13 protein-coding genes are annotated in these 20467 nt (G+C 46.6%); 6 read left to right on the top strand and 7 right to left on the bottom strand.

The window, feature by feature from the left end:
• Window positions 1–92: 92 nt before the first annotated feature.
• On the top strand, window positions 93–1439 hold the full coding sequence (locus CPIN_RS19675) for a sensor histidine kinase (protein WP_052306840.1): 1347 nt from the start codon (window positions 93–95) through the stop codon (window positions 1437–1439).
• A gap of 187 nt (window positions 1440–1626) precedes the next feature.
• Here CPIN_RS19675 and CPIN_RS19670 read toward each other — a convergent pair whose 3' ends face one another.
• From CPIN_RS19670 to CPIN_RS36825, 3 genes are all read right to left on the bottom strand, one after another.
• Entirely contained in the window at window positions 1627–3051 is a 1425-nt protein-coding gene (locus CPIN_RS19670) for a SusD/RagB family nutrient-binding outer membrane lipoprotein (protein ID WP_012791594.1), read from the bottom strand.
• A gap of 11 nt (window positions 3052–3062) precedes the next feature.
• Window positions 3063–6197 (bottom strand): SusC/RagA family TonB-linked outer membrane protein, encoded by a 3135-nt coding sequence (locus CPIN_RS19665; RefSeq protein WP_012791593.1) that lies wholly within the window; start codon window positions 6195–6197, stop codon window positions 3063–3065.
• A gap of 350 nt (window positions 6198–6547) precedes the next feature.
• The gene (locus tag CPIN_RS36825) at window positions 6548–8047 is read right to left on the bottom strand and encodes an OmpA family protein (RefSeq protein WP_012791592.1); all 1500 of its coding nucleotides are present in this window, start codon (window positions 8045–8047) and stop codon (window positions 6548–6550) included.
• Window positions 8048–8102: 55 nt separating this feature from the next.
• Between CPIN_RS36825 and CPIN_RS19655 the strand changes: the two genes are divergently transcribed.
• Window positions 8103–8465, top strand: a complete 363-nt coding sequence (locus tag CPIN_RS19655) for a DUF1304 domain-containing protein (protein ID WP_012791591.1) — start codon at window positions 8103–8105, stop codon at window positions 8463–8465.
• A 170-nt stretch (window positions 8466–8635) separates the two neighbouring features.
• Here the strand turns inward: CPIN_RS19655 and CPIN_RS19650 are convergent, their stop codons facing one another.
• Genes CPIN_RS19650 through CPIN_RS19640 form a run of 3 tightly spaced genes read right to left on the bottom strand, consistent with a single transcriptional unit; the run spans window position 8636 to window position 11271 of the window.
• Window positions 8636–9877, bottom strand: a complete 1242-nt coding sequence (locus CPIN_RS19650; protein WP_012791590.1) for a dicarboxylate/amino acid:cation symporter — start codon at window positions 9875–9877, stop codon at window positions 8636–8638.
• A gap of 38 nt (window positions 9878–9915) precedes the next feature.
• Window positions 9916–10722: an SDR family oxidoreductase gene (locus CPIN_RS19645; protein WP_012791589.1), complete on the bottom strand. Its 807-nt coding sequence runs from the start codon at window positions 10720–10722 to the stop codon at window positions 9916–9918.
• A gap of 12 nt (window positions 10723–10734) precedes the next feature.
• Complete coding sequence (locus CPIN_RS19640) at window positions 10735–11271, bottom strand: carboxymuconolactone decarboxylase family protein (RefSeq protein WP_012791588.1); 537 nt, start codon at window positions 11269–11271, stop codon at window positions 10735–10737.
• A 280-nt stretch (window positions 11272–11551) separates the two neighbouring features.
• On the opposite strand from CPIN_RS19640, the gene CPIN_RS19635 reads away from it, so the two are divergent.
• On the top strand, window positions 11552–12790 hold the full coding sequence (locus CPIN_RS19635; RefSeq protein WP_012791321.1) for an IS4 family transposase: 1239 nt from the start codon (window positions 11552–11554) through the stop codon (window positions 12788–12790).
• A gap of 130 nt (window positions 12791–12920) precedes the next feature.
• On the opposite strand, the gene CPIN_RS19630 is transcribed toward CPIN_RS19635, so the two are convergent.
• A complete protein-coding gene (locus CPIN_RS19630; RefSeq protein ID WP_012791587.1) occupies window positions 12921–14573 on the bottom strand; it encodes a hypothetical protein in 1653 nt (550 codons plus the stop codon).
• Between the two features lie 149 nt (window positions 14574–14722).
• Here CPIN_RS19630 and CPIN_RS19625 point away from each other — a divergent pair, with 149 nt between their 5' ends.
• From CPIN_RS19625 to CPIN_RS19615, 3 genes are all read left to right on the top strand, one after another.
• Entirely contained in the window at window positions 14723–17320 is a 2598-nt protein-coding gene (locus CPIN_RS19625) for a M1 family metallopeptidase (RefSeq protein WP_063715252.1), read from the top strand.
• 220 nt (window positions 17321–17540) lie between these two features.
• Complete coding sequence (locus CPIN_RS19620) at window positions 17541–19301, top strand: ATP-binding response regulator (RefSeq protein WP_044219214.1); 1761 nt, start codon at window positions 17541–17543, stop codon at window positions 19299–19301.
• A gap of 179 nt (window positions 19302–19480) precedes the next feature.
• A complete protein-coding gene (locus CPIN_RS19615) occupies window positions 19481–20464 on the top strand; it encodes a terpene synthase family protein (protein ID WP_012791584.1) in 984 nt (327 codons plus the stop codon).
• Window positions 20465–20467: the final 3 nt, after the last annotated feature.

The following is a 20467-nucleotide window of genomic DNA, read 5'->3' as shown; positions in this document are numbered from 1 at the left end:
TTATAACATGTATGTGTTATAAATATTCGCATTTAAACGTAGACCTTTGCATAACTTATCGATTATCAGCATATACTAATAAAAACCAGCATTTGCACAAAATTGCACGTAATCTAGCCAACATTTGGGAAGAACTGGTAGGGGACCCTGCGTCGTTCTCACTGGAGAACCGTGCCTTCAACTCAATCAGTGTGGTAACCATGACATTACTGACGGTATTACTGCCGTTCAACATGTGGCTCGGTCTTACCTTCGTATGGGTCATCGTAGCGACCCTGCTGGTGTTACAGGTCTTTTTCTTTTACCTCTCCCGTTATAAAAAGGTCTACCATGTCAGCATGCTGGCCTACGCGATTGTCAGCTACATAACACTGACAGCCACCTTTTACCTGAATTCCGGTAGCCATGGCCCTGCCCTGCTGCTGTTTTTCCTGACTTTCAACCTGCTGATCGCTTTCAGTCCGCGAAGCCGTCACTGGATATGGGCCTGCCTGCACCTGCTGCTGCCGGTCATCCTCCTGACAAAAGAATATATTAATCCAGCCTGGATCAAAGATAGTTACACCAGTGCTGAGTACAGATACGTGGATATCCTGTCCAGTTACCTGATCACGCTAACCTGCATATATCTCATTACCAATTATTTAAGAAATAATTACGAAAGAGAAAAGCGCAATGCCGAAGAACGGGCAGATAAAATTGATAGCCAGAATATCAAACTGGAACAATCCAACCAGAAAAAGGATAAGCTGTTCTCAATTATCGCGCATGACCTGCAAAGTCCGCTGAACTCCATCATTACCACCCTGCACCTGATCGCAGAATACGACCTGGAAGAAGAGGAAAAAAAGATGTTAGGGGATGAATTGCTGACCCTGACTAAAAATACGTCCAGTCTGCTGACGAATCTTCTCACCTGGTCGAAATTGCAGATGGATGGAAAAGGTGTCAGACTATCCGCAGAAAATGTCCATGAAGCAGTAGAAAGAGTGCTGACCATTCAACGCCTGCTGGCTGAAAAAAAAGCCGTCAGCATCACCTCCCGCGTAGACCCGGATGTCTATATTACCGCGGATCATAACATGCTGGAACTGATTATCAGAAACCTGGTGAATAATGCGATTAAATTCACCCCTTCCGGTGGACAAATCGCCATTGACATCCGTCTCATTGAGGAATACTGCCACCTGATGATCTCTGATAATGGCATCGGTATAGATCCCAGCCATCACGATGAAATATTCTCCCTGAAAACACAATCTACCTTCGGTACCAACAACGAAAAAGGTATCGGCCTCGGATTAGTACTTTGTAAAGAATTACTCGCACTACAGAATGGCGAATTATGGTTTGAAAGTATGCCCGGCGAAGGCACCACCTTTTTTGCCAGCTTCCCGCTTAGCCAGATGAAGGTTACCGGCAGTACACTATCAGCGTAAATAATTGTTTATCAAAACCTTGTAAAACAACTTCATCGAAACTCCTTTCCGGTGAAGACATGTTCTTTTGCCTGGCATTAGTTTGAGTATAGTTATTGTTCGTTAATGCTTCGTTCATGAACGGAGCATTAACGAACAATAACTATACTCAAAGCCCTATTTAACTAATTGTCAACTATATTCATATTTACTTGTCCCACCATAAGTGGTCCGCCAATGAACCTACCGGCGGCACATTTTCCGGATTCCGGCTGGTCTCGGAAGTAGGATATCCTACCCGGCGGATGAAGGTATTTAACAAAGCCCCCTGCGGTAACTGGAAATTCTTGTACTTATAGTCATAACGACGGGCATCTGTCCAGGTTTCCGGTTGCAGGAACGTCGCTACGTATTTCTCCTTAAAAAGCAGGTCTTTGGTAAACGCCGCCTGCCCCACTGCTACCACCGGGTTGCTTACGTAAGCCTGTTTCGCCGCAGGCGCTACCCCTAACTTATCCATATGTGCGGCAATACCGTCCAGGTATGCCTGGTAAGATCCTGCCTTATTTGCCACAAAAGAAGCCTCAGATTCGATAAACTTCATCTCGGCATAGGTCAGCATCAAAAGAGGTGCTCCGCCCCGGGAATAGAACCCGTTTACCGATAAGGCGCTTTGTGCGTTATCCGTTCCGGAACCAGTACGTCCGACGCCGTTCACCGTCCCCCTGTAATCGCCAAAGCGGGTAGTATCCGTTATAAGCGGTAAACGGGGATCAAATACACCATAAGTTGTCCCATTCAGCGCATTTACAAAAGTGGCGCTTAGCCAGCCATCCAGGGTCCCGCTGGCATTATTTTTTGCCACGCTGTTCCAGGGACTCAGGCTCTCAAAACGGGTGATCTGGGCATCATCGGCATTACTGTCATAAGCCAGTTCCAGCGCTGCCAGTACAGCCGCCGCATCATAATCCGGCAGTTTACTCTTCCGGTTCAGCAGTCTTGCTTTCAGTGCATAACCTGTCTTTATCCAGGCGGCCTTATTACCACCATGTACCAGGTCATTTACCGGGTCTAATGCCACCAGCGGGTCCGGGGTATTCAAAGCAGCTACTCCCTGATAGATCAGGGACAGGCAACTGTCATAAATCACCTTTGCGCCATCATATTCCGGCCGCAGGTTTTCTCCTTCTGACCAGGCTTCCCTGTAAGGCGCATCTCCATACATATCGATCACCATACTCATATTCAGCGCCTCAAGGATGTCCGCTACTCCCAAATGCTCATAAGCTTTCTGCGCCAGGGCCAGTTGCTTCATCTGACGGATATCCGTCACATTCAGATAGATAGCTTGCCAGTTGGCACTCCTGTCCACATCGTCGTATATGTCGGAGCCACTGCCGGTATTCGGAGATGCCAGCTGCTGTACGTAATAAGAAGTGATATAACCAGTGGAATACACATTAATGGCTGACTGGTACGTAGTCGCCACCAGCAGACCATTAATCGGTGGTCGCTGTGTCAGATTAGGATCGGTCTGGTTAATATCCAGGTAGCCTTTTTTACAGGCAGGCAGCGCACAGAAAAGTCCTGCCGCCAGTGCCAGTGTATATATTTTGAGCAATGTACGTTTCATGAAAGACAGATTTAGAATTGAAGATTAAGGCTGAACAGGAAACTGCGGGTAGCCGGATAAGTAAATCCGGAGAATGCATCTGACGCATTACTGCCCGAAGGTGAAGAACTGGTCTCCGGATCAAAACCGCTGTACTTCGTATGGAGCCAGAGATTATTACCCGTGAAGGATACCGTCGCTCCACTGATTGTCTTTGTCGGCGTCAGCCACTTTGCCGGCAATGTATAGGACAATGACAGGGAACGCAGTCTGACCCAGGAAGCATCTTCAATAAAGTTTTCACTCGCGCCACGATAATAGTTTCTGTAAAAACCAGCGCCGTAGTCTACCCCATCCGGACCTTTTGCCTGTCCCAGGTACACCGCTTTGGTATTCGCCGTACCATCCGCCAGTACACCATTGAACACCATGGTCTGATCCCTGTTTTCTGTCTGTTTTGATTCTCCGAATGCAGCCAGGAAATTAGACAGCTGATTATACTTGTAATTGCCATGACGCACGTCCAGCAATAACGACAATGACAGCTGTTTATAGCGGAAAGTCTGTGTGGTGCTACCAATCCATTTAGGCAGTGTACTTCCCAGGTAACGCTGATTAGAAGCATCATCGAGCACAGGGAAACCATTCGCGCCTATCAGCAAAGGCAGATCCGTGCGCAGTGTCTTTTTATCGTCTGGTTCATTGCCATAATAACGCTTGTAAGTCCTACCATACAGCGCACCATATGACTGTCCGGGAACAAGTTTGGTGGTCACCGTAGAACTCAGATAACCATATTGAGAAGACAACACGATCTCACTCAGTTGCAGCTCTTCATTCAGTTTCTTTACCTTGTTGCTGTTGGTAGAAAAGTTCACCCGGAAATCCCAGCTGAAGTCTTTTGTACGCACCGGCACTACAGACAAAGTAAGCTCCAGTCCTTTGTTACTGATCTCTCCTGCATTGACATATGCCTTGTCAAAACCTGTCGTGGTAGATACGTCTACCGGTACCAGCAGGTCTTTACTTTGTTGCTGATAAACGACCGCTTCCAGACCCAATCTACCTTCCAGAAATCTCAGTTCCGTACCGAGCTCTGTTGTCTGTGTAAACTCCGGTCGCAGGTTAGGATTACCCAATGTCCTGTTCTGGTAGAAAGGCACGCTGGAACCGATGGTTGTACCCGCCTTAAAACCATTGGTAATGGAGTACGCATCTCCATCCTTACCGATCTTCGCCCAGGAAGCTTTGAACTTACCATATGTCCACCAGTCTGGTAGTTTGAACTGATCACTGAAGATGTAACTCAGGCTGACAGAGGGATAGAAATAACTGCGGTTATTGATGGATAAAGTAGACGTCAGGTCAGTTCTGCCGGTCAGTTCGAGGAACAGGTAGTTATTCAGTCCGAGCGTCAGATCAGCGAAATAACCATAGTTCCTGTAATCGTAGATATAGGATTCTGCTCTTACGCGTTTAGCATTATTCAACAGAAAAAGATCCGGTACCACCAGCGTATCCCCCATCACACTATTCCTTCTCAGCCGCTGATCCCGGAGGTCATGCCCGATCTTCAGGTCAATAGAATATTTCTCTTTAAATGTACGTGTGACATTTGCCATTATGGTGGATGTGAGGGTACGGCTCCGGAGATTATATTCATTTATAAAACCGTATTCATTGTCATCGAGGTTAGGCGCTTCTCCTACCAATCCCAGCGGACCAGGCGCCTGATGTACCCTGCCATCTGTATAGAAATCATTACCGATACGATAGGAAAAATTCAGCCAGGAAGCAGGTTTATACATGATGAATGTACTGGCGATCGTACGGTTCACATTGTCTCTGAACTTGTTGGTTGACAGCGTATAGATCGGGTTGTTCGTACCACTGCTGTAAGTCTGTTGCGTACCATCCGGCTTTACATAATCTTTCATATCCCAACGCGGAGACCAGTAGATAATCTGCTCCCCGAAACGGTCAGCATTCACCCTGTTACCACCGGAATTGATATAATTCAGCGATACGCCTGCACTAAACTTTTCACTGATCTTAAACTGACCATTGATCCTCGCATTATAGCTGGTAAAGGTGCTGAAAGGGATTACGCCATCCTGGTCCAGGTAAGACATGGAACCCAGCAGTTGCGCCTTGTCGGTACCACCACTGACATTCACCGTATGACGAGTTTGCGTACCTGTTTTAAAAGCCTGTTTATAGTTATTATACAGCTGATCAGGATGCGTATCATCCAGTTTCTTTGCTTCTTCTACGGTCGGACCAAAGGTAGGCCAGAAGCTGGCCGGATCATATTCGCCCAGGTATCCCTGCGAAAATTTCGACTGTACCTCCGGCGTCTTATTCACTTTATCAAAACCATACATACCGTTATAGGTCACCTGGAGTTTGCCCGCCTTACCTGACTTCGTCGTGATGACGATCGCGCCGTTAGCCGCACGGATACCGTACAAAGCCGTTGCTGCGCCACCTCTCAGTACAGAGACGCTTTCAATATCGTCGGGGTTAATATCGGCAGCACGGTTGCTCATACCACGGGTTTCTGCCCCACCGGTCGTATACGTATTATTATCAATTTCCACCCCGTCTACGATAAACAAAGGCTGGTTATTTCTATCGCCCGAAATGGAATTAATACCTCTGATAATAATGCGGGAACCCTGACCAGGACCACCGCCTGAACTGGATATCTGCACACCTGCTACTTTGCCCTGCAGCGCATTCACTACGTTGGGTTGATGGTTAACGTTAAGGTCTTTGTTGTCTACCTGTTGAATGGTATAACCCAAAGCGCGTTTTTCCTTTTTAACGCCAAATGCGGTGACTACCACTTCATGCAGATCTTTCTGAGAAGACTGCATGGTCACATTAAGGATGTCCCCTGAACCTGCGGGCAACTGTTGCGTAGCATATCCTACATAGGAAAAAATGAGTGTTGCATTCTCACTGGTGAGGGTAATGGAGTAATCACCAGTTGCGCCTGTAAATACATGATTCTGGGAGCCTTTCTCTACTATGACCACACGCTCCAATGGCTGCTGCGTATCACCGGCAACGACCTGGCCGCGAAGGGTTTTGCCTTTCTGGGCAAAGGAAGTAGAGCAAACCGCCAATAGCATGATCAGCGCCAGCCCTGTAGAAACTTTCATAAGCTGTTAAGTTTAGAGTAAGTGATGTGAAAAAGCATGAAACTTCCTGGCTATACCTCAGTACGCCATGATTTTGGTTTGATTGTTCAATAAAGTGATCCCCGGAGTCTGTTATACGACTGTCAAGTGTGTCATCGACATAAGCAATTTCCTGTTATCAGATGTTTGAGTTTTCCCTGGTTAAACAAATACAGTTTACTTCCTGAACAGACAAAATATAAAAACAAACATTCTTTTGCAAGGTTTTCACATATCAAATTAATTCTAATGCAGAATATTTCAATACCAGAAACACAATTGCCCGAAACTCTTAATTCTTAATTCCTAATTCCTAATTCGCGCGCAGCGCGTCAATCCGGACTGTAGAATATAATAATCTCTACCCTGCGGTTTCTTCTTCTTCCTGCTGCAGATTGGTTATCGGCTACCGGCTGACTTTCACCTACACCGGTAATCAGGCGGATATCATTTCCAAGACCATGTTCCTGCATATAACCGGCCACCGCATTGGCCCTTTTCATGGAAAGCGAATTGTTGTAAGCGGAGGTACCCGCATTGTCTGTATGTCCGTTTACCTGCAACTGTATGCTGCCATCACGGGGTATTCTTTTGATCAGGCTATCGAGTGAGCTATACAGGTTTTTATTTAATTCGCTGCTATTGAATTTAAAGAGAATATCCGGAATAACCAACGTATCCGGCTGATGTACTACGGGCCGGGGGCGCATGGTATCTTTAGCCAGTGGCGGGCGACAAATAATCATTTCCACCCGGTTGTTTTCTCCGGCCGTATTCCCTGCCGTATCATAACGGGGCTTTGTTTTACCGGCTCCCTGTACTTCAAAATCATCAAAGCTATAGCCCTCGTTATACACCAGGTAATTGGCGACTGCCTTGGCCTTATCCGCAGATATGATCCTGTTATATTCTTCAGAAGCCTTTTGCCATGCATACCCTATCAGCTGAATACGGGCACGGTTGCCCTTGTAGCGGTTCAGCGCCTCGTCTATCTGCTGTTTATATCGGTCATTCAGACTATTCTTATCTACAGTAAAAAGGTCGTCTTTCAGGATGATCGTATCACATCCGGAAGTACCATCCAGGCGATGAATCAGATCACCGGAAGCAATGAGTTTTTCCGGAATCGTATGCCGGTGATGCTCTGTATATAACAGGGCAATGGTACTATCGGCATCCGGACAAAACGGCGGTCCCCCCTCCGGCGTTACACTGATACTATCGATCAGTAATTGCGCATTACTATAGCCGCCACCGGCGCCCTCCTTCCGTTGTGGCGCCCGGAAGTTACCAATCAGCAGATGGGTCGCATTATTTGTCGCCACATAGGTCTTCTCCAGCATATACCAGGGATGATTCAGGCGGAATAGCTTCTTCTGAACATCATTTTCACTGAGTTCAAGACTAGCGGGTGCTTTCAGGCAACTACCACTCTGGGTGAATACAAATGCCGTATCAAAGCGGATACCCGCCCGTAAAGGGTAGTTATCCGTATTCATGTAAATACGGATTTTATAGGTACGACCTTTCTCCAGCGGACAAAGCAGCCGGGTCTGTATATACACTCTTAAATCGGGATTTTCTTTGCCTTCCTGGAGGAGATTGACATAGTGCTGTCCCTGCAAGGCTGCGCCATTACATAGGTATTTCATCCTCGCGACTTCCGGCGCAACCGAAAGCCAGGCGGATGGAGCACAGGGAGCTGTATATTCCGTACAGATATTTACATCTTCGAAGGAAGCGTTTGGCACCAGGTTCTGGGCTATCAGCCCCAATGTACAGTAACAGCATAGTAGTATCGTTAAGATACTTTTTCTAACACAGGCCGGCATGCACGTGGAATTATATATCTTAGTCCATCGAAAACCTACAGTAAAAATACTACTTATGTTGATCTTAATTAAATTTCTCATAGGCTTTTGTGCGCTGGAGCACCTATACATCCTATGGCTGGAAATGTTCGCCTGGACCACAAAGGCGCCTAAAGTCTTCAAACAACTGCCTGCACATCTCTTTGAACCTACCAAAACACTCGCTGGCAATCAGGGACTGTATAACGGCTTTCTCGCTGCAGGACTGATCTGGTCATTCTTTATTCAGGATGGCGAATGGTCCATGCATGTCGCTACTTTCTTCCTCAGCTGCATCGCCGTAGCAGGTATTTATGGCGCACTGACAGCAGGCAAACGTATATTTTTCGTACAGGCACTGCCAGCGCTGGTGACTTTATTGCTGATAGTGCTGAGATAGCAATTTCAATTAGGAATTAGGAATTAGGAATTAAGAATTAGGAATGGCAGCAAATGAGCCTTCATAGACATGAATATTCCGCTTATCATAAATGTAAAGAGGCGCTATAATGAGTGAAGCGCCTCTTTACATTGGAAGTCCAAGAATTCCTAATTCCTAATTGTTAATTCCTAATTTCTTCTCATCCTTTCCAGCTTCGCCGGATTGCCCGTCACCAACCTGTTAATCATCAACCCAGCCACCGTATCTCCCGTGGCATTCAACAGCGTCGCAACAGGATCCAGCAATGTACCGATGATCATAATCGCCGGCAACACCGAAGGGGGCAACTGATAAGCAGATACGATCAGTAATTGTCCGACATACCCGCCATTCGGGATACCTCCTTCAATAATACTCACCAATACAGCAATCAGCATAGCCAGCAGGATGGTGTCAATTCCTTCGATAGAACGACCCGCTAACGCCAGTGCGACGGCTACTTTGATAACAGCGGCGATAGCCGATCCTTCTTTGTGCAGGGAAGCGCCTAAAGGGATCACCATATCTGCTACGGGAGCAGGTAATCCCATCTCTTTTGCTGCTTTCAGATTAGCAGGAATGGTGGCCACACTACTACAGGTACCCAGGGCAGTAGCAGATGGCAGCAGGTTGTTACGCCAGTAGCGTTGCACGGCAGACCATCCCCCGGATAATAATGCATATGCGGTAAAAACGATCAGGTAGTAAAATACGGAGATAATATGCCCGGTAGCCAGTGATTGCGCGTAGTTCCCAAATAACTGCGGCCCCGTGATGGCTACCTGGCAGGCGAAATATACGCCCAATCCCAGGGGAGATAACAACATGATCAGTCCCAGCAATTGCTTCATGACCTCATTGCCGGAATGCAGTAAACGCCTGAAGGATTCTCCGCTAAGAGCAGCTTTCCTGGCGGCAATACCGGTCAGCAGGGAGAAGATGATCAATGCCAGCATGTTCTTTCTGGACAACAATTCATAGAACTCTCCCACGGATACCAGTTTCACCAGCTGCTCCCCCAGCGGTTCCGTCTTTTCTACTGTTGTAGCAATACTTTCCAGGTGTTGCGTCACCGGAAACAGATGCACGCCTATCACCGCAATAATCGCTGCCAGCAATACGGTGATGATAAAGACAGTGATCGTGGCAGATACCAGCCGGGCAGTGACGCCTGTACTATCTAATATGGCTACGGCAGATGAAATAGCAAAGAAAACCATGGGGACTACTGCGGTAAATAACAGGTTCAGGAAGATATCGCCTATCGGCTTTAATACCAGTACCTGCTCCTGTAACAGCCATCCTGCCAGGCTACCCGCAATAATACCCGATAATAAGAAAATAATGTCCCGGTAATGCCGGAAAAAGGGATGGCCGGTAGAAGGGCTCATACATGCGATTTGTGGTGATAAAAACGGGGATACAGGGCTTATCGGGTGAGTAGTCCGGCGTCCAGTACAAAAGAAGCGCCTGTCACATAACGGGCTTTATCCGAAGCAAGAAATACGACCATATGGGCCACGTCTTCCGCTTCCACCCAGGGTACATTGATCAGGTTTCCGGCAGATCGTTCGGCTATTTCCTGTGGCGTTGCACCTTCTAATGCGGCCAGTCCGTCGTTCATAGGGGTATTGACACCTGTAGGATGTATGGCGACAGACCGGATATTATAGGGCGCGAGTTCGATGGCCCAGGACTTTGTTAATCCCGTCAGTCCCCATTTAGAAGCCGCATAATGACTCAGCCGGTTCATGCCTCGTAATCCCGCAATAGAGGAATTGTTGATAATCACCCCGCCACCCTGCGCGATCATCACCGGAATAACGTGCCTGCCGGCAATCCAGGCGCCTTTCAGGTTGATATCGATCATGGCATCCCATTCTTCTTCCGGCATTTCATGCGTTACGCCATAAGCGCAGATCCCTGCATTGTTAAACAGGATATCGATGCGACCAAAGGCCTCCGCAGCAGCTGTTACAGCTTGTTTTACAGCCGCATTATCCCGCACATCACCGGTAAAGGTCAGGCATTGTACGCCCAGCGCTTCGCAGGCTGTTTTCAGGGAATCCAATTCAGATGTGGAACCCAGCGTATAACCCGGATAATCCATCTGACGGGCAATATCAAAAGCGGCGATATGTACGCCTTCTTCCGCCAGTGCAAGGGCGGCAGCGCGGCCCTGTCCATGTGCAGCACCGGTAATAAAAGCGGTTTTGTTTTTCAGATCCTGTGTCATAAATGGGTATGATTATTTTTGGGTTAGGGGTAGATAATTATACAGATACTCGTCAATATCAGTTTCCACTACATTATTGAAAATATTGGTAGCGATCATTTGTCCGGCGAAAGCAATCAGTTCCACCACTTCCTGTGTGGTATACACGGCACTGATCCTGGCAAATAACGCATCTTCCACCCTGCCCTGCTGTTGCGCAATTGCGCTACCGAAATCCATGAGCAATTGCTCCTGTTCGTCGAAAACGATCGCAGCAGGATCTTCGCCATTGTCGATAATGATTTTACGGAAAAAGGTGGTACAAAGCGGGCAGTTACTTCCCACAGAAACGGTGTAGGCGAACAGATAAGCGGAGCGCAGACCGAGGAAACGCTTGATACTGTCATATAAGCGGTACCATTCCATATATACTTCAAAAGCAGTCTGGGAATGCCCCAGCGTGGCTTTCATATTTGTAATACGTGCGTTCCAGGTAGTAGTATGCAGCGTATAGGCTGATTGTAAGGAAACAGGGGTTGCTTGCGGGGAAAGTGGGTTAATGCGTGCCATAAGATTTGTAGGTTATTCACTGAAAATACGAAAATAACCTACAAGTTTAGTAGAGAAATTAGGAATTATCAATTAGGAATTAAGAATTGGTTAGCCCTGTAACGATTGAAGTCTTCATCACCCATGAAACACCCTTCTCCAGGAAATTCCTAATTCTTAATTCCTAATTCTTAATTCCTAATTCTATAGTGTCCGGTAAAAATATGGGATTAAGTCATAAAAAAAGGAGGCCGAGGCCTCCTTTTTCAGTAAGTTTAAGTTACCACACTAGAACTTACTTATGAGCAAAAGTAAATTTTTTTCCGGACAGCCGATTTTTAATCAACTACTTTCTTTTATACCAACCACGTTGATAGATAAAGTCTGTAGAGAGACAAACGCAGATTACTATTATAAGCATTTTAAGGCTTTTGACCATTTGGTAACAATGCTATTTAGTAGTTTTCATCAGTGTACTTCATTACGAGAGCTTCATACAGGATTGTTAGCCAACCAGCATCGGCTTCACCATTTGGGCATTAAACATACCCCGCGTCGAAGCACTATTTCCGATGCTAACAGGACGCGTCCGGTGGCGTTTTTTGAAAAGCTCTATCATCGTCTATATAACCATCATTATCAAGCGTTTTCCCCGGACAGCCGAAAGAGAAAATCGTTGGTTGACCGGTTATTCATAGTGGACTCGACGACGGTCAGCCTATTTTCTAATGTAATGAAGGGGGCAGGTGTAATTAGAATGGACGGCAGAAAGAAGGGAGGAATAAAGGCGCACGTATTGATGACGGCCAAAACAGAACTACCAAGCTTTACTATTCTGACGGAAGCTGCCAAAAATGATAGAATCATTATGCCACAGTTAGAGCTCTTGCCAGGTTCTATAATAGCCATGGATAGAGCTTATGTGAACTATAAACTCATGAAGGAATGGACTGAAAAAGAGATCACGTGGGTAACTCGTGTAACCAAGAGTATGAAAATAAAATTATTGACACGAAACAGATTAAAAATACTCCATAAAAGAAAAGGTATCTTAAAAGATTGGGTTATTCAACTAGGTAACCCTCTAACAGAGGAGAAAAGTCCTGTACAGACGGCGCGTGTAATCAGCATTTACGATAGAAATACAAAAAAGAAAATACATCTGTTAACAAACAATTTTACTTATACGCCGACAACGATCAGGAAATTGTATCAAAAGCGATGGGCAATCGAAATGCTTTTTAAAAGAATTAAGCAGAACTCTCAATTAAACAATTTTTTAGGTGAAAACAAGAATGCTATAAGTATACAGCTCTGGTGCACGCTAATAAAGGATTTACTGACAAAGATCGTAAAAGACAAGCTGACAGAGAAAGGGAGTAAAAAATGGTCTTTTAGTAACCTAACTGGCTTTCTAAGGTTACATCTTTACACTTATATCCACCTAATGAATTTTCTGGCAGAACCCGAGTATGCACTTTTACAGCATAATAAGGGGCCAGATCAGATAAACCTGCAATTGAAATTATTCTCCTTTTAAAAAAAGAGGGGGGGCTTGCTTTTATAATAGCAGTAAGCCCCTCCCATCTATATTGAGTTTGAAAGGAATAAAGGGGTAATCCCAATTTTAACCGGACACTATAGATTCCTAATTCCTAATTCCTAATTTATTAAAATTTCACCCACGCTACACAAGCACTCTTATTCTCTCCTTTCCGGGTGATCATCAACGTTGCATAAGTGCCTTTCTTTTGATCGAAATCTGATGCACCAAGCATACAATAGTATCCTTTGAAAGTCTCAGGTGTACCAAACAGGAAAAGTCTTTCCTGACCAGTTGGCGTACATCTGTAACATACGGTATTTGCTTCTGCCAGATAGCGCATCGGCTTCTTATCGGTAAAGGTACCACCCTGGTCCAGGTAAGCGAGATAATCGTTGAAGATGATGTAAGTTGCTTTGGCGGTTGGCAGGTAATCATATGACAGGTAAGGCGTAGTATTCAGCACCTGGATACGGTTGCGGAAGATCCACTGACCTTTCTTTCTGCGCTGAAAATAAAGCGGCTCATAAGTACCGTTTGCTACCTGCATTTTAACCAGTCCGTAGCCTGATTGTTCGCGGCCACGCGCGTCCAGTTCGGTCACCCCGATATCATTCAGGTTAGTATGCATTTTATTCCAGGAATTGCTGCCGGCAGAAGCAAAAACAGACATAGATTCCATCAGTACTGTACTGCTGCCGTCTGCATGTGCGATCAGGGCCTGTGGCTGTCCGTTGTAAGGACTGGTATACTTCATTTTCTCCTGTGCAAAAGCAGTGATCTTATCACTGTGCAGCGCAGTATAACTGTTCAGGGCCAGTGTGCCGCCGTCCAGGTAGTTGATGTAAGCGGCAGGTACGGGTGCTTTCGCGGTCTGGTTGTTGGTAGTCGTGATCAGGGCCTGTAAAGTGTTGGTCCCTGATACGTACTGCAGACTGGCATGAAGATCTGTGAAGTTAGTCGTATAAGGCAGCAGCGTATGACTGAAGCTGTTATCGCCTTTCCCCCATACTGACAGGGCTACGAGCGCACTGGTATCTTTGCTGCTTTTACGGGTATTGTTCAGGGCAGCAGTAGCCAGGTATATTTTATCGCTACCACTTACCAGCATATCCAGGTAAGCAAGGTAAGGATAGTCATTTTCAGCAACAGTGAAATAACGCTGTCTGATCAGCTGATGATCAGGGCCGTAATGAGAGATCTGTACTCTTTCAGCCGGAGATTCCTTCCGTTGTAATTCGCCACCGGCAAAAGCGGCTACGGCGTAATAGCCGGTAGCGGCATCAACAGATACATGAAAATCGTGTGAAGCGAAGTTCTCCTGTACGGCTACATCCCTATGCAATACGGTGGGCAGTTCACCCAGTTTATCTTCTTTTACCAGTTTGCCGTTGCTGCCGTCCAGTACAAGACGATACAGATTCGGCTTATACTTTACCAGCTGTTGCAGGAAGATCACCACCTGGTCATTGATAACGAAAAGGCCGTCAATTTCCGTGTCATTCAAACCGGAAGCATCCCACAGCTGACCTTTTACCGCTTCTGTCGCCAGCGGAGCGCGCTGTGCGTCGTACAGACTGGCTACAATCCCCTGTTTCTTGTCAAAATGCAGGTAACAGGTATTCCCGTTGGGTAATAGCAGGATTTTATCAAAACCTTCTCCGGGTTCCGGAAATGTGGCGCTAAGCTGTACAGAAGGGGCTTGTGCGGGCGTCTGTGCGTATGTCTGACTGGCAAATAGCAGGAAAAACAGGCCCATGCCCGTCCGTAAGTATTTCATAGGTTAAAGTATCGTTCTAGCCGTAAAGATATAATAATTTTTAAATGTGTGTCGGACTCCCACCCAAAATGAAACCCTTTATCCTTTTTTCGGCTTTGTGCTTAAAGCGCTTTTGTTATATTTATGGCTATTTCCAAATTGAAACGCTAATGACAATCAACAAAATCCTGCTTTGTTCAGGCGTCCTGCTGGCTTCCCTCGGGAACGTCGCTGTGGGACAGACCGCTACTTCGAAGTACGATCAGCATGAAGTTTTCGGCCCCCTGTTTTACCCTGCCAACGGTAACGAGTATCGCAGTGCATCCGGCGCCCCTGGCCATAAATACTGGCAGAACCGGGCGGACTATACGATCAATGTTGTACTGGACACTGCCAGTCACCGCATAGATGGTTCCGTTGCCATCACCTACAAAAACAGCAGCCCGGACAAGTTACCTTTCGTATGGCTGCAGATGGACCAGAATATTTATAAGGAAGATTCCAGAGGAGCTGCTACCAGCGTTGTTACAGGTGGCCGTTTTGCCAACCGTAGTTATACAGAAGGTTACAAAATCAAGTCTGTAAGCGTTGCTATCGGCGGAAAGAAAACCGAAGTAAAATACACTGTTACCGACACACGTATGCAGGTGATCCTGCCGGAAGCCCTGAAAGCAGAGGGCGGCGTGGCGAAAATATACGTGGACTACGCGTACGAAGTGCCACAGTACGGTACTGACCGTACCGGCCGTCTGAAAACGAAATACGGCTGGGTATATGAGATCGCGCAGTGGTACCCGCGTATGGAAGTGTACGACGACGTACTGGGCTGGAACTCTATCCCTTATCAGGGTGCTGCGGAGTTCTACCTGGAGTATGGCGACTTCGATTATACCGTGACAGCGCCTGCCGGTATGGTGGTAGCTGGATCCGGTGCACTCGTTAACGAAGCGCAGGTACTGACCGCAAAACAACAGGCACAGCTGGCGAAGGCGCGTAACAGCGACCAGACCGTAATGATCAAGGATAGCGCAGAAGTAGCTGCTGCAAAACCAGGTACAGGTATGCAGTCCTGGCATTTCCAGTGCAAAAATGCACGCGACGTGTCCTGGGCGGCTTCTACCGCGTTCATCTGGGATGCTGCCCGCATTAACCTGCCAAGCGGCAAGAAATGCCTGGCGCAGTCCGTATACCCTGTAGAAAGTATCCAGACCAGCAATGGCTGGCAGCGTTCTACCGAGTACGTAAAAGGCTCCATTGAGTTCTATTCGAAACAATGGTTTGAATACACCTATCCGGTAGCGACTAACGTAGCAGGTATCGTAGGTGGTATGGAATATCCCGGTATCGTATTCTGTTCCTACAGGAGCACCGGCGGCGGCTTATGGGGTGTAACCGATCACGAATTCGGTCACAACTGGTTCCCGATGATCGTTGGTTCAAACGAAAGAAAATATGCCTGGATGGATGAAGGTTTCAACACGTTCATCAATGATGGTTCCAGCAAAGCATTCAATAACGGTGAATACTATCAGAAGCAGCAGGGACAATCTATGGGCCGTGCGATGAGCGGAGATCCGATCATGAGTACTCCGGACGTAATCCAGAGCAGCTACCTGGGTATCGCAGCTTACTACAAACCTTCAATGGGTCTGATGATCCTGCGTGATTATATCCTGGGTAAAGAGCGCTTCGAATATGCCTTCCGTACCTACATCGATCGTTGGGCATTCAAACATCCGACACCATGGGATTTCTTCCGCACGATGGAAAACGTGGCAGGTGAAGACCTGAGCTGGTTCTGGAGAGGTTGGTACCTGAATTCCTGGAAATTGGACCAGGCAGTGAAAGATGTAAAATACGTGAGCAACGATCCTTCTAAAGGAGCACTGATCACGGTGGAAAACCTGGAGCAGATGGCATTACCGGTTATCCTGGCCATCACTGACAGCAAAGGTAAAACGGACACCGTAAAACTGCCGGCAGAAGTATGGCAACGTGGCGGTACCTGGACCTTCAAATTTGAGTCAGATTCCAAACTGACCAAAGTAGTGATCGATCCGGATAAGGCATTCCCTGACGTTGATCCATCCAATAACGTATGGAGCGGCTCCAGCAAGAAAGCGCCAGCCGGTCTGACTGCCAATGAAGTACTGAAAAAATACTTACAGGCGATCGGCGGTACTGATAAAATCCAGGCGATTAAAGACCAGACCATCTCTGCTACCGGATCCGTACAGGGTACCGATATCAAGATGACCAAGAAGATCAAATCACCTAACAAATACCTGCTGGACGTATTCATCCCGATGATGAACGTACACGCCAGCAAACTAATTATCAACGGCGACAGCATTACCGCTATCCAGATGGGTACTCCGGTACCTTTGGATGCAGCAGCAAAAGAACGCGTAAAAGCAAACATGGTGCTGATTCCTGAACTGGACTACCTGAAAGGTGGCGTTGATATGCAACTGTCTCCTGAAATCGTTACCGACGATAATGGTAAAGACAACTACCTGGTAACTGTAAAAGAAGATGAAACAACCCGGACTGAACTGTACTACGATGTAGCAACCGGATTGCTTTCAAAAAAGATCAGTTACAATGGCGACCAGATCACCGGTGCTATTGAAACCAGCGAGTATAAAGAAGTAGGTGGCGTGAAATTCCCATTCCTGCTGAAAAATACCATTAGCGGACAACAAGTTGATTTCAAGGTAGACGATATTAAAGTGAACAGCGGTCTCACAGATGCTGATTTTAAATAACGTATAGAGAAAAGATAATTTGTTGTAGGAGAAGCCCTCCTGTCGATATGTTCCAATATCGGCAGGGGGGCTTCCCTTTTGTTCTTTTTTGGGAGTAAATGTCTATATTGTGGCTGAATCAGCAGACATAACTAATCAGGACAACTTTCTATATCTCGAACCTATAACAACACTAACAACCCCGGAAGCAATTCCTTTAAACCCAACGCGAATGATAACAATGGGGATATTTAGAGCGATTACCCTGACCGGTGCAGACAACATTGAACTGAATGAAAGGAGCCGAATCATCAAAGTAAACATACTCGCCTGTGTTACAGGTGTTATGGCTTTTTTCTTTGGGACATTATTCTATATCATCTCGGGTAAACTCAGCATCTTTCTTGGCACATTAGTGGAAGGAAGCGCGTGTTTCTATGTCATATATCTCAACAAACAACGGAAGTATGATATCTCTGCTTTCTATTTGCAGATGATACATAATGCAGCTACCCTGTATTTCGGCTGTATACTTGCAAACGTTGTGGAAGCCAGTCTGCTGGCCATATTCCTCATTGGCACCTCTCTCCTCATTGTAAAAGATAAATTATTCCGTACCACCTGTATCGTGGTAGCGCTCATTACATTGGTATTGCTGGAAGTGAACCGTTTTTCCGGTATCATTCCTCCTTACGATTTCAATCCACTCACCCATGTCGTGATCCATTATTCCGCTATTATGGTCATTGTATCGCTGAATATTCTCATCATCATGTTTTATGTCAAACACAATGATGCCTTATTGAAAGCGCAGCAGCAACATGCGGAAAACCTGGAACAGCAGGTACAAAACAGGACCGGCGAACTGGAAAAAGCCAATCATTATAAAAGTATTTTCCTCCGCGAAACCAATCATGAGATCCGCGTACCACTTAATGCCATCCACTCTATCAGTCAGCTGTTATTAATGGATGCAGAACGGAATAATGACACTGCCTATATCAAACATGCAGAACATCTTTGTGCGGCCAGTCACCAGGCACTGGACGTCATCAACAATGTACTGGAACTCTCGCGGATAGAAGCTGGTAAATTACATGAAGTACACAACGAAGCATTTGCCATCAGGGATCTGCTGGAGAATATCGTAGGTACCGGACAATACATCGCTAAAACAAAAGGCGTGCGTATTGTACTGGATTACAACAGACGACAACTGCCCTCCCACCTGGTGAGTGACAAAATCAAGCTGACACAGATCATCAATAATCTGCTGTTTAATGCGGTGAAATTTACCGCGAATAACAGCACCGTTACCTTGTCTGCCAACGTAGAGAACGATCAATGCCGCATTAGTGTAAGAGACCAGGGAGCAGGCATCAGCAGTGAGAAAATAGCCCCCATCTTTGACCCTTTTATTACCGAATGGAACAGCTTTTCCGGCGGTACAGGTTTGGGCCTTCATATTGCGCAGCACCTGGCTACCTTACTGGGCGGAATGATATCTGTGGAAAGCGTAGTCGGAATAGGAACCATTTTCAGTTTTAACTTCCCGCTGCAGGCCTGTGCCATGCCGGTACAGACAGCACTGGAAGAAACGCGCGCAGATGAATCGCTTTATGCGGGGGTAAAAGTAATGATCATTGAAGATGATGATATGAGCCGTATCTATCTGACGAAATACCTGAGCCGCTTAGGCTGCGAAGTAGCATCTTCCGGTACAGGTATGGAAAGCCTGGAATTGCTACAGCATTTTATTCCTGACATCATTCTTGCCGACAGGCATCTGCCTGATATGGATGCAGAGGAAATCCTCACTTATGTAAGAAGCGCAGCGCTGTTACAGCGTGTACCGGTGATCGTCATTTCCGGTGATGTATTCGAAGAAGACAAAGTCGCCACGCTGGAAGCCGGCGCCACTGCTTACCTGATCAAACCCATTGACTTTAAGCTGCTGAATATCACGTTGAGCAAATACCTGAACAGCCCTGCGCTGTTATAATCGTCATTACCGTACTTATTGTCCTTTTTGTTCCATTGTTGCCTGTTTTCATCCCCCGATAACAGCATAAACACTTATTCTCCATATTCTCTGCCGGTTTACCTGCGGAGATGTCGCATCATCGCATTACATTTTTGTCTGAATTAGTTTTTTCTCCTCTCATTTTAAAATCCATTTTTATGCGACAAATTACTGTCCCAACTCTCCATTGCCCGTTTGAGGCGAAGATCAGTCCATTTGTGAATGAGATTGACCAACACACCTCCTCCTGGCTGCATGAATTCAATCTGCTGCAAACAGAAGAAGCGTATGACCGGTTCCGCAGGTACAAATTTGCCTGGATGACCGCCCGTACTTACCCGGATGCTGACCTGGCCTTCCTGTGCACAGCCAACGACCTTAACACCTGGCTGTTTGTACTGGACGATCTGCTGGATCATGTAAAGCCGGAAACAGCGAGTTACCGCGAACAGGCGTATCTGCAACAGGTCATTTCGGATTTTGTCAGCGTACTTCGTTACGACCGCGACATTGACAGAGTTACCAATCCTGTGCTGGCAGCCCTGAGCGACTTCTGGAACAAGATGCGCCAGCTGAGCACCGCCTCATGGCAATGCCAGTTTACGCTCAGTCTGAAGGCCACCTTCGAAGCCGCCGTATGGGAAGCAGAGAATGCAAAACAGCGTAAACATCCGTCTGTTTTCCAGTACATGCAAATGCGTCCCTTCTTTAGCGGGGCCAACCTGGGTACCGACATGCTGGAAGTAGCCGCAGGTACCTCTCTGCCTGTGTTTGTGTTACAGAATGAACAGTTTCAGAAACTGGTGGACCTGGCCCGCAGAGCCGTATGCTGGGCGAATGACCTCTTTTCTTTGTCCAAAGAACTGGCACATGGAGATGAACACAATCTAGTGATGGTGATCGGGCATGAACAGCAGATCAGCCTGGATGAAGCTATTGCACAGACGGCTGCTATTCACAACCGCGAGATTGCACAGTTCAACGAACTGAGATCCCAGCTGCCCTCATTCGGTATGCACATCGATCTGGCCATTCAGCGGCACCTGGACGCTTTAGGCACCATGGTACGTGGATTTATGGACTGGTCTATTTATGACACAGCACGGTATGAGTTTAATTATTCCCGAAACGGGAATAATTAAAAA

Source organism: Chitinophaga pinensis DSM 2588, from assembly GCF_000024005.1.
GTDB classification, from domain to species: domain Bacteria; phylum Bacteroidota; class Bacteroidia; order Chitinophagales; family Chitinophagaceae; genus Chitinophaga; species Chitinophaga pinensis.
The sequence above is the reverse complement of the archived record's forward strand: the minus strand, read 5'-3'. Positions and strand labels throughout refer to the sequence as shown.

Excerpts from the sequence above, each read along its gene's own strand:
- CPIN_RS19670 (WP_012791594.1), bottom strand. The coding sequence starts at position 3,051 with ATGAAACGTACATTGCTCAAAATATATACACTGGCACTGGCGGCAGGA.
- CPIN_RS19650 (WP_012791590.1), bottom strand. The coding sequence starts at position 9,877 with ATGAGCCCTTCTACCGGCCATCCCTTTTTCCGGCATTACCGGGACATT.
- CPIN_RS19665 (WP_012791593.1), bottom strand. The coding sequence starts at position 6,197 with ATGAAAGTTTCTACAGGGCTGGCGCTGATCATGCTATTGGCGGTTTGC.
- CPIN_RS19630 (WP_012791587.1), bottom strand. The coding sequence starts at position 14,573 with ATGAAATACTTACGGACGGGCATGGGCCTGTTTTTCCTGCTATTTGCC.
- CPIN_RS19615 (WP_012791584.1), top strand. The coding sequence starts at position 19,481 with ATGCGACAAATTACTGTCCCAACTCTCCATTGCCCGTTTGAGGCGAAG.
- CPIN_RS36825 (WP_012791592.1), bottom strand. The coding sequence starts at position 8,047 with ATGCCGGCCTGTGTTAGAAAAAGTATCTTAACGATACTACTATGCTGT.
- CPIN_RS19620 (WP_044219214.1), top strand. The coding sequence starts at position 17,541 with ATGGGGATATTTAGAGCGATTACCCTGACCGGTGCAGACAACATTGAA.
- CPIN_RS19645 (WP_012791589.1), bottom strand. The coding sequence starts at position 10,722 with ATGACACAGGATCTGAAAAACAAAACCGCTTTTATTACCGGTGCTGCA.
- CPIN_RS19640 (WP_012791588.1), bottom strand. The coding sequence starts at position 11,271 with ATGGCACGCATTAACCCACTTTCCCCGCAAGCAACCCCTGTTTCCTTA.
- CPIN_RS19625 (WP_063715252.1), top strand. The coding sequence starts at position 14,723 with ATGACAATCAACAAAATCCTGCTTTGTTCAGGCGTCCTGCTGGCTTCC.
- CPIN_RS19655 (WP_012791591.1), top strand. The coding sequence starts at position 8,103 with ATGTTGATCTTAATTAAATTTCTCATAGGCTTTTGTGCGCTGGAGCAC.
- CPIN_RS19635 (WP_012791321.1), top strand. The coding sequence starts at position 11,552 with ATGAGCAAAAGTAAATTTTTTTCCGGACAGCCGATTTTTAATCAACTA.